This window comes from Dehalococcoidales bacterium, from assembly GCA_035529395.1.
Taxonomy (GTDB): domain Bacteria; phylum Chloroflexota; class Dehalococcoidia; order Dehalococcoidales; family Fen-1064; genus DUES01.
In genome coordinates, this window is sequence record DATKWT010000023.1 from 1 (window position 1) to 7,825 (window position 7,825).

The following is a 7,825-nucleotide window of genomic DNA, read 5'->3' on the forward strand; positions in this document are numbered from 1 at the left end:
AAGGTGCCGGTTTCTCCGGTAAAGCGGAACAAGATGGGGTCACTGGTCTATCTTGCCGAACCCATCAAGAAGGCAGTCAGCATTCCGGTAATCGCGGTGGGCAAGATAAACACCCCGGAAATTGCCGGGGACATACTGACCAAAGAACGGGCAGACATGGTGGCAATCGGGCGCCAGCTTATCTGTGACCCATTATGGCCGAAGAAGGTGCGCGAGGGGCGGTTCGATGAGGTGGTCGCCTGTGACTCCTGCAATATTAACTGCTACTCACCGGCTTTCGAACGCCGTTTGTCCGAAGGTGCGCCACTGTGCAAGTTCAACGAACGTGTTGGACGGGAATGGGAGATACCGGCTCCTGAGTAGGTGGTCCCCTACCCGTTTCACTGTCGTGCCCGATTCCGACGTGATTCGTTGAGATACGCATACAGATACCAGCAGGCAACACTCCGGTATGGTCATTCAGAAGAGCAGGTACATTTCGGCTTTCTACCAGTCAATATCCCTGACACGGGTGAGAGTCTCACTAACCGCTGCGTCATCTCCACTCTGCCCGTCAGGCATAGACACCGGGTTACCACTTAGGCAGGAACATATTTATGTCAACTGTTCTCCGGTACTAAACTACCGTCCGGTCACTCCGACTGTGATAATGGCTGCCCCCGGCTGCCGGCATAATGGAACACTGACACCCCAAACCGGCCTGATATTGACAGCACACGATTGTTATGGTACACTTGTTCATAAAACAATCGTTTACACCACAGAATGCAGTTCGGAGGTAGTGTGAGGCAACCCGGGTACAGTAAAACCAGGGAGCTGATATACGCTTTCATACGAAAGTTCTTAAAGAACCGCGGGTATGCACCGACAGTGCGCGACATCCTGAAGGGTTGCAGCATCAGCTCTACCGCTGTTGTGCAGCACCACCTTAATGTTCTGGATAGGGAGGGCCGTATTCACCGCGACCCCGAGGTCTTCCGGAGTATTCGGCTCACCGACCGGAAGGATACCGACGGTGTGCCATTACTCGGCACTATTGCTGCCGGTGAACCTATCCCTGTGCCCACGTCAGATACGTGGCGGAACCAGGCACTGGAAACCATCGAACTCCCCGAAGAAATTACACAGGGCAAGCAACTCTTTGCCCTCAGGGTCAAGGGACTCTCAATGGTGGATGCCCTGATTGACGATGGTGATATAGTGCTCATGGAGCCGGTAAATACCGCTGAGAACGGCGATATGGTGGCGGTGTGGCTCAAGAATGAGCAGGAAGTGACACTGAAGAGGTTCTTTCTGGAAGAAGGGAAAGTGTGCCTTCGTCCGGCAAACCAGGTCATGCAGCCCATCTATCATGACCCGGAGAATGTGGAAGTTCAGGGTAAAGTGGCTGCCGTCATCAGAAAGCTCTAGACGGAACTGTCGGCAGGCGGAGGTTTCCAGTCTAGCTCATGAGGTAATCAAGTCCCCAATAATAGTTGGAACGTAATCTACCCCTGTTCCCCATAGCGGTATTTCAGCACCCTGCCTGTAGACATGATAGTGCCGACGCTACCTGGAGCTACATTACTGCTACTCCACGAGCGTCGGCACAATTACAAACGTTATCAGTCCTCTCAGACTGATGCCAGTTACCTGCCCTGTCTTTTCGACCTCGCGTTCTTCTTTGCCTTCAAACGCGCCGCGTCTCTCTTTGAGAGGAAGTATCGATGTGACTTAGCCTCCCGCAGGACGCCGTCCATCTGTACCATTCTCTGAAAACGCTTCAGTAGAGAGTCCTGACTCTCACCTTCTCGTATTGACACTTCCAGTGCCATTACATAAAGGCCCCTTCCTTCCAAGTATACCGGGCGAGTATCCAGCACCAGTCCATGATACTAGTGCCAGACCAGCATTAACTGCCCGTTTTAGAAGCATTGTAGCAATCGCTACAATAAACCGGTCTTCCCTGCCGAGGTTCAAACGGAACTTCAGTTTCCTTACCGCACTGGGCACATACAACGGGGTACATCTGCCGGTTCGGACGGTAGCCGAAACCATCACCGGTGTCCCGCCGTGTTTTCCTCGCCTGACGGCATGGAAGACAGCGCTTTGGCTCATTCTGGTAGCCCCTGGAGGCAAACAGTTCTTGCTCCTCAGCACTGAAGGTGAAGACGGTTCCGCAGTCGGCGCACTCAATTGTTTTGTCCTCAAATCCCACGAAGCCACCTCCTCTCTTATTAGTAGTTGGTTAGCCTTGTGGTCAACCGGGACTTGAGCCGATAGAAAATGGAATTGACTAAGTGCTGGGTAACCTGAACTAAACCACCAACGATAGTGTACCATTAAAATATTTTCGCTGCAACCCACCAGTCAATCAAATATCCGGCAGTTTCCTGAGAACTAAGCGCCGGCTAAATTTAAGAGCGGTGGTCACAGGCCACCGCTCTCTATTCTGCTCCTCATTCTCCGGCCAGACGGGAGTATCAGGTGACCATCATTTATGGAAGTCCGGGGGGCGCTTCTCGACGAAAGATTTTACTGCTTCCTTGAAAGAAGGTCTCTGCATTGCCGCGGCGAACTCCTTACCCTCTCGCTGCTGGACCACTGTGATGTCTGTCTCGTCAAGATTCTGCCAAGTCAGACCTTTTGTGACAAAGAGTGACTCTACTGGGTTGAAGGCAATCTCCTGCGCGATATTGACCGCCTCTTCCATTAGCTTGTCGTGTGGGACTACGTGATTAACCAGACCGATACGCGCAGCTTCCTCACCGTTAATTATCTTGCCTGAAAGCATGAGCTCCATGGCATGTCCCAGCCCAACAATGTGGGGTAGCAGGTGAGTGCTGGCCAGTTCCGGTATAACACCCACTCGTACGAAACGCATCGACAAACGAGCCTGGTCTGAGGCGATACGTATATCGCATGGTAGTGTGGTTGTCAGTCCCGCCCCGATAGCAGGACCGTTGATGGCACAAACGATGGGTTTGGAACGCTGAACAAATGGAACCCACGGCTCAATCTGGGGACGTCTTTCCACCTCTTCTCCCGACTCACGCGCCTGGATACCCTGGTTCCAACCACTGATATCAGCGCCGGCGCAGAATGCCCTCCCGGCACCGGTAAGGACAACGGCACCGATACCGGGGTTAGAGTTCCAGGCGTCAATCTGGTCCCGCATTTCCGCTTGCATAGTAGTATGCATGGCGTTTAATTTATCCGGTCGGTTGAAAGTGATAATCCCTACCCTACCACTTGTTTCGGTCAGTATCATCTCGTAAGCCAATAGAATATTCCCCTTTCAGTACAGCTGAATACGATGGTATTGCTGTTACTTTCTGCGCTAATGATAATGGCGTGCGTCTACACTGTCAAGCCATCCTGATAGACGGAGTATGTAATATATGATAAACTATATTTATCGTGTAATATTTCCACCGGGAGGCAGGTATCGTGATAGACCATATTTCCGAGACAATGCCTAAGTTTTACGGCTCGGTAACAGTCGGTGAAAGAGGCCAGGTCGCTATTCCTGCTGAAGCACGGCGAGAGATGATAATTGAGCCGGCCACCAAACTACTGGCATTCGGTCATTCAAACAGAAGGGTTCTGCTCCTCATTAAAGCCGAATTTGCCACAGAAATGCTAGCCAGTGCTACTGCCGCTCTTTCACAGTTCGAGCAGATGGTGAAGGCAGAGCACGCTGAGGAACCGAAGTAGGTCCCATATACACAAAGAAAGAAGGAGTAACCAATATGACCTGGATTACAAAGATAGCCCTGAAGAAACGATGGTTGACGATGCTAATCGCTGCCCTGGTGGCAGGAGCATCTATCTGGGCTATGCTTACTCTCCAAATGGAGCTCTTTCCCGATATTGAGCTACCGATGACCACAGTGATTACGGTCTATCCTCAGGCGCAGGCTGAAGAGGTGATGGAGACAGTAACCATCCCGATAGAAAAGGCCATTGACGGCATAGAAGGTCTTGAACACATTACATCCACCTCAGCCGAAGGCAGCTCTGTTGTTTTCGTGCAGTTCGCGTATGGCACAAATATGGACAAGGTGAACGATATCATCGCCGAGCGGCTCGACACACTGGAACTTCCGCAACAGGTGAGAGGTCTACCTGCCATGATGCCCGGGATGGATGAGAATCCAAGACTCTTTCCAATCGATATCAATATGATGCCAGTAGTAACCCTCAGTCTCATCGGGGATGCATCTCCTAAGGAACTACAGCAAATCGCCGATACCCAGCTTGTGCCAGAACTGAAAGCAATCGAAGGCGTGTTCAATGTCTCTGTGGAAGGTGGTGCCGGCGAGAAGATACTGGTGAGTCCCTCTGTGGAACAGATGACCCAGTCCGGCATCTCCATGGGGCAATTGGTCAGTGCTCTGGCTATGCAAAGCTACGAATCCGTTGCTGACGTGGAGAATGCCTTTCTCAGCCCCGACGGTCCGCAGGTAAAGCACCTGGCCGGGGTCAGTTTTGGTCCTGGCCCGGGAGAGGGCATTAATCGCACCAATGGCAAACCCAGCATCAGCATCAGTTTAACAAAGGAAGCTTCTGCCAACACGGTTACCACAGCCAACGCCATTATTGACAAAGCGGCAGAACTGGAAGCGACCCTCCCTTCAGGCATGGAATTGGTGACCATTATGGACCAGTCGGAGTATATTGAAGGCAGCATCTCCGACCTTAAGAATAGTGCACTGGTTGGTGGTGGCCTTGCCATAGTTGTTGTCTTCCTTTTCCTGATGGCAGTGCGGGCTTCGCTGGTGACCGCCATATCAATTCCTTTAAGCATCCTGATTGGCTTCCTTGTAATGCGCTTCACCGGCATTACAATCAACATTCTAACGCTTAGTGCCATGGTCATCGCCGTGGGGCGGGTTATCGATAACAGTATTGTTATCCTTGAAGTAATATACCGCCACATGCAACTCGGTGAGAGGTTCAAAGACGCTGCTATCAATGGAACCAAAGAAGTAGTCGTCCCTATCACGTCGGCTACTATCGCTACCGTGGTTATCTTCCTGCCACTGGCGCTGGTCGGTGGAATTGTCGGTGAAATGTTCATTCCTTTTGCACTTACGATAGCTTTCGCCCTTATCGGTTCGCTGCTGATAGCTTTGACTGTGGTGCCGGCACTCTCCGGCTGGCTGACAGTCAAGAGAACCGGTGACAGCGTAAGAAAGCCCCGGTATCTGAGGATATACACATCGGTGCTACGCTGGTGTCTCGGTCATCGGGTGGCTACGCTGGTGATTTCCATTTTTCTGTTTCTGGGCAGCCTCGCCCTGATACCCCTCATCGGCACCAGCTTCATACCTGAGATGAACAGTAATGTTCTGACTATTCAGATTGAGATGCCGGAGGACAGCAGTTACAGCACTGTTAACGGGGCTACTATCGAGGCAGAAAGCCTGCTGGCAGCCGACCCTGATGTACTGACCTACAGCACAACAATTGGTTCCGGTAGTGGCACCACGGCTATGGTCAGCAGCATCTTCGGCGGCGGAAACGGTAGCAATATCATCGGCATCGAGACTGTTGTTACCCCGAACGCTGATATCGATAAGGTTGCCACGAGACTTTCCGACAGACTTGACGAGATAATCGAGCAGGGTATAGTGAGTACCGCCTCACAGCAAGCCGCCATGTCAGGCCAGATGTCATCCGGACTGGAAATAACAATTCGAGGCGACACGAATGAAGATGTGGTGCTGGCTGGAGAACAGCTTCTTACCAGGCTGGAGTCTGCCAGCCAGGGTGATGGGGTCACGTCAACCGGTAATACGCTAGCTGACCGTCGGCGTGCTGCTCAGGTTAATAGTCTGAAGAGCCTGGCCAACCTGGAAATACAGACAAGCAATGTACAGTCGAGCCTGGTAGTTGAACCCGACCTATCAAAGATGACGACCCTCGGATTATCCCCGGACCAAATGGGACTGTTGCAGCAGGAATTCATGCTGATGGCTCGGGGGACGACCATTGCCGTGGCAAATATAGACGGCACCAATTACGAAATATTCCTTAAAGGCATCATGGGGGATATAACCACCGCAGAGATAGCGAAGAGTCTGATGGTCGGTGCTCCCATTCCAGTTCCTCTCGATAGTATCGCTACCGTGGAGATGGGAGAACGGTTGACCAACATCCGGCGCTACGACCAGAAGATATCTGCAACCATCACAGGCACCGTAGGTCAGGAGAATATCGGGGCAGTTAACATGGCCGTCCAATCTGAGATTGATTCCATGGTTTTCCCATCTGGTATAAAGACAAGCATGGGTGGCATCAGCGAAGATATGCAGGAGAGTTTCTCCGCCATGTTCATGGCCATAGGCATTGCCATCGGGCTGGTCTATGTGGTACTGGTGTTGACTTTCCGTTCGCTGCGCAACCCCCTGATCATAATGGTGAGCTTACCCCTGGCGTCAATCGGTGCCCTGCTCGGACTGTTAGTCACCGGGAATACACTGGGGGTTACGGGCCTTATGGGTGTACTGATGTTGGTCGGTATTGTTCTGACCAACGCCGTCGTCCTGGTAACCGTCGTAGAGCAGTTGCGTAAGACAGGGCTGAATGACATAGAAGCCATAGTACAGGGAGGTGAGACCAGACTCCGTCCCATCCTGATGACTGCGATAACCACAATGATAGCAATGCTGCCGTTAGCATTTGGAGCGGGTGAAGGGGTGTTGATGGCTGCCGAACTGGCCACGGTGGTCATCGGCGGGCTATTCAGTTCCACTCTGCTGACATTGCTGGTCATTCCCGTGATATATGCCATGACGCACCGGGTGCGCCACAGTGATAGTGTCACTGTACCAACATCCGACAGCCAGCAGGCTAATCCATAGCTGATATTGTCATTCGCGTTTCCGGTAGAGCCTTGCTCGGATGGGACAGGCCTTCCAATTTTGGCTGATATCCCTCACGAAGATAGTGTATATTGTATATAGTCGCTGGCTTGAATACGGGTTATGGCAGGTACTGTGGGCCAGTGATATAAGACATGACACAGAGGAGGTAAGATGGCACGAGTTAGTTTCATAGAAAAGGGCCAGGGGCACCCCATGGTTGAGGACCTCTATAAAAAGATAGAGGTAAGGGGACAGCGCATCATCAATCTGTACAAGGTGCTGGGGCACTGCCCGTTCGTCGGCCTGAACTGGCAGCGACTGGGCAATTCTCTGCTTAAGGGCGAGGAACTGCCTCCCAGGTTACGGGAGTTGGCCGTGCTCCGTGTCGGTCACCTGACAGGCTCTAAATATGAATTCACCCAGCATACCGGTATTGCACTTACAGCCGGATTGACCCGGGAGCAGGTTGATGCCATCCCGGACTGGCGGAAGTCAACGGCGTTCAATGACGAAGAGCGCGCTATCCTGGCCTATACCGATGAGGTTGAGCGGGACGTCAAGGTTAAGGACGAGACATTCGCCACCCTGCGCAGCTTCTTCAGCGAACACGTAATTGTCGAACTAACCGTGGCCATAGGATATTACGGCATGGTGAGCCGGTTTCTGGTCGCACTCGACGTCGAGTTGGAGAGCTAGTGTAGTGTCTTACAAATGCCTTTACAGTCCCTGTCATTCTAGCAAGCCTATGAAAAACCCTTTCGACCAACCCCCTGACCCCCTTCCTGTCCAGGAAGGAGCCTTCTGCGGAAGGGGGGAAAGATTATATCTGGGGGACACCCCCAGACCCCTGCCATAGGGGGCTTCGGCCCCTCTCGGAAGAGGGAGCGCCCCTAAGAAGGGGCGAAGCCCCTCTGGACTCCCCTTTTTCATCACCCTGTTAGACTCGATCCGGGATACGTGTTTGCCCCCTGGAT

General features: G+C 52.3%; 8 protein-coding genes. 5 read left to right on the forward strand and 3 right to left on the reverse strand.

The genetic code is table 11. The annotated features are described in order from the left end of the window. Together VMW13_01465 and lexA are read left to right on the forward strand one after the other, a co-directional pair. On the forward strand, window positions 1-363 hold a 363-nt coding region (locus VMW13_01465), incomplete at its 5' end, for a tRNA-dihydrouridine synthase (protein ID HUV43476.1). A gap of 420 nt (window positions 364-783) precedes the next feature. Then, the gene (gene lexA, locus VMW13_01470) at window positions 784-1,410 is read left to right on the forward strand and encodes a transcriptional repressor LexA (GenBank protein ID HUV43477.1); all 627 of its coding nucleotides are present in this window, start codon (window positions 784-786) and stop codon (window positions 1,408-1,410) included. 218 nt (window positions 1,411-1,628) lie between these two features. Here lexA and rpsU read toward each other — a convergent pair whose 3' ends face one another. The 3 genes from rpsU to VMW13_01485 form a co-directional block, all read right to left on the reverse strand. After that, complete coding sequence (gene rpsU / locus VMW13_01475; protein ID HUV43478.1) at window positions 1,629-1,814, reverse strand: 30S ribosomal protein S21; 186 nt, start codon at window positions 1,812-1,814, stop codon at window positions 1,629-1,631. Between the two features lie 77 nt (window positions 1,815-1,891). Continuing rightward, on the reverse strand, window positions 1,892-2,197 hold the full coding sequence (locus tag VMW13_01480; protein ID HUV43479.1) for a CxxC-x17-CxxC domain-containing protein: 306 nt from the start codon (window positions 2,195-2,197) through the stop codon (window positions 1,892-1,894). Between the two features lie 276 nt (window positions 2,198-2,473). After that, window positions 2,474-3,262 (reverse strand): enoyl-CoA hydratase-related protein, encoded by a 789-nt coding sequence (locus VMW13_01485; GenBank protein HUV43480.1) that lies wholly within the window; start codon window positions 3,260-3,262, stop codon window positions 2,474-2,476. A 167-nt stretch (window positions 3,263-3,429) separates the two neighbouring features. Here VMW13_01485 and VMW13_01490 point away from each other — a divergent pair, with 167 nt between their 5' ends. From VMW13_01490 to VMW13_01500, 3 genes are all read left to right on the forward strand, one after another. Further along, entirely contained in the window at window positions 3,430-3,696 is a 267-nt protein-coding gene (locus VMW13_01490) for an AbrB/MazE/SpoVT family DNA-binding domain-containing protein (protein HUV43481.1), read from the forward strand. Window positions 3,697-3,731: 35 nt separating this feature from the next. Continuing rightward, a complete protein-coding gene (locus VMW13_01495) occupies window positions 3,732-6,848 on the forward strand; it encodes an efflux RND transporter permease subunit (protein ID HUV43482.1) in 3,117 nt (1,038 codons plus the stop codon). A gap of 174 nt (window positions 6,849-7,022) precedes the next feature. Next, complete coding sequence (locus tag VMW13_01500) at window positions 7,023-7,547, forward strand: carboxymuconolactone decarboxylase family protein (protein ID HUV43483.1); 525 nt, start codon at window positions 7,023-7,025, stop codon at window positions 7,545-7,547. Window positions 7,548-7,825 lie beyond the last annotated feature (278 nt).

What these genes read in the sequence shown, in the direction of transcription:
- rpsU (HUV43478.1), bottom strand. Translation starts at nt 1,814, where the DNA reads ATGGCACTGGAAGTGTCAATACGAGAAGGTGAGAGTCAGGACTCTCTA.
- VMW13_01495 (HUV43482.1), top strand. Translation starts at nt 3,732, where the DNA reads ATGACCTGGATTACAAAGATAGCCCTGAAGAAACGATGGTTGACGATG.
- VMW13_01500 (HUV43483.1), top strand. Translation starts at nt 7,023, where the DNA reads ATGGCACGAGTTAGTTTCATAGAAAAGGGCCAGGGGCACCCCATGGTT.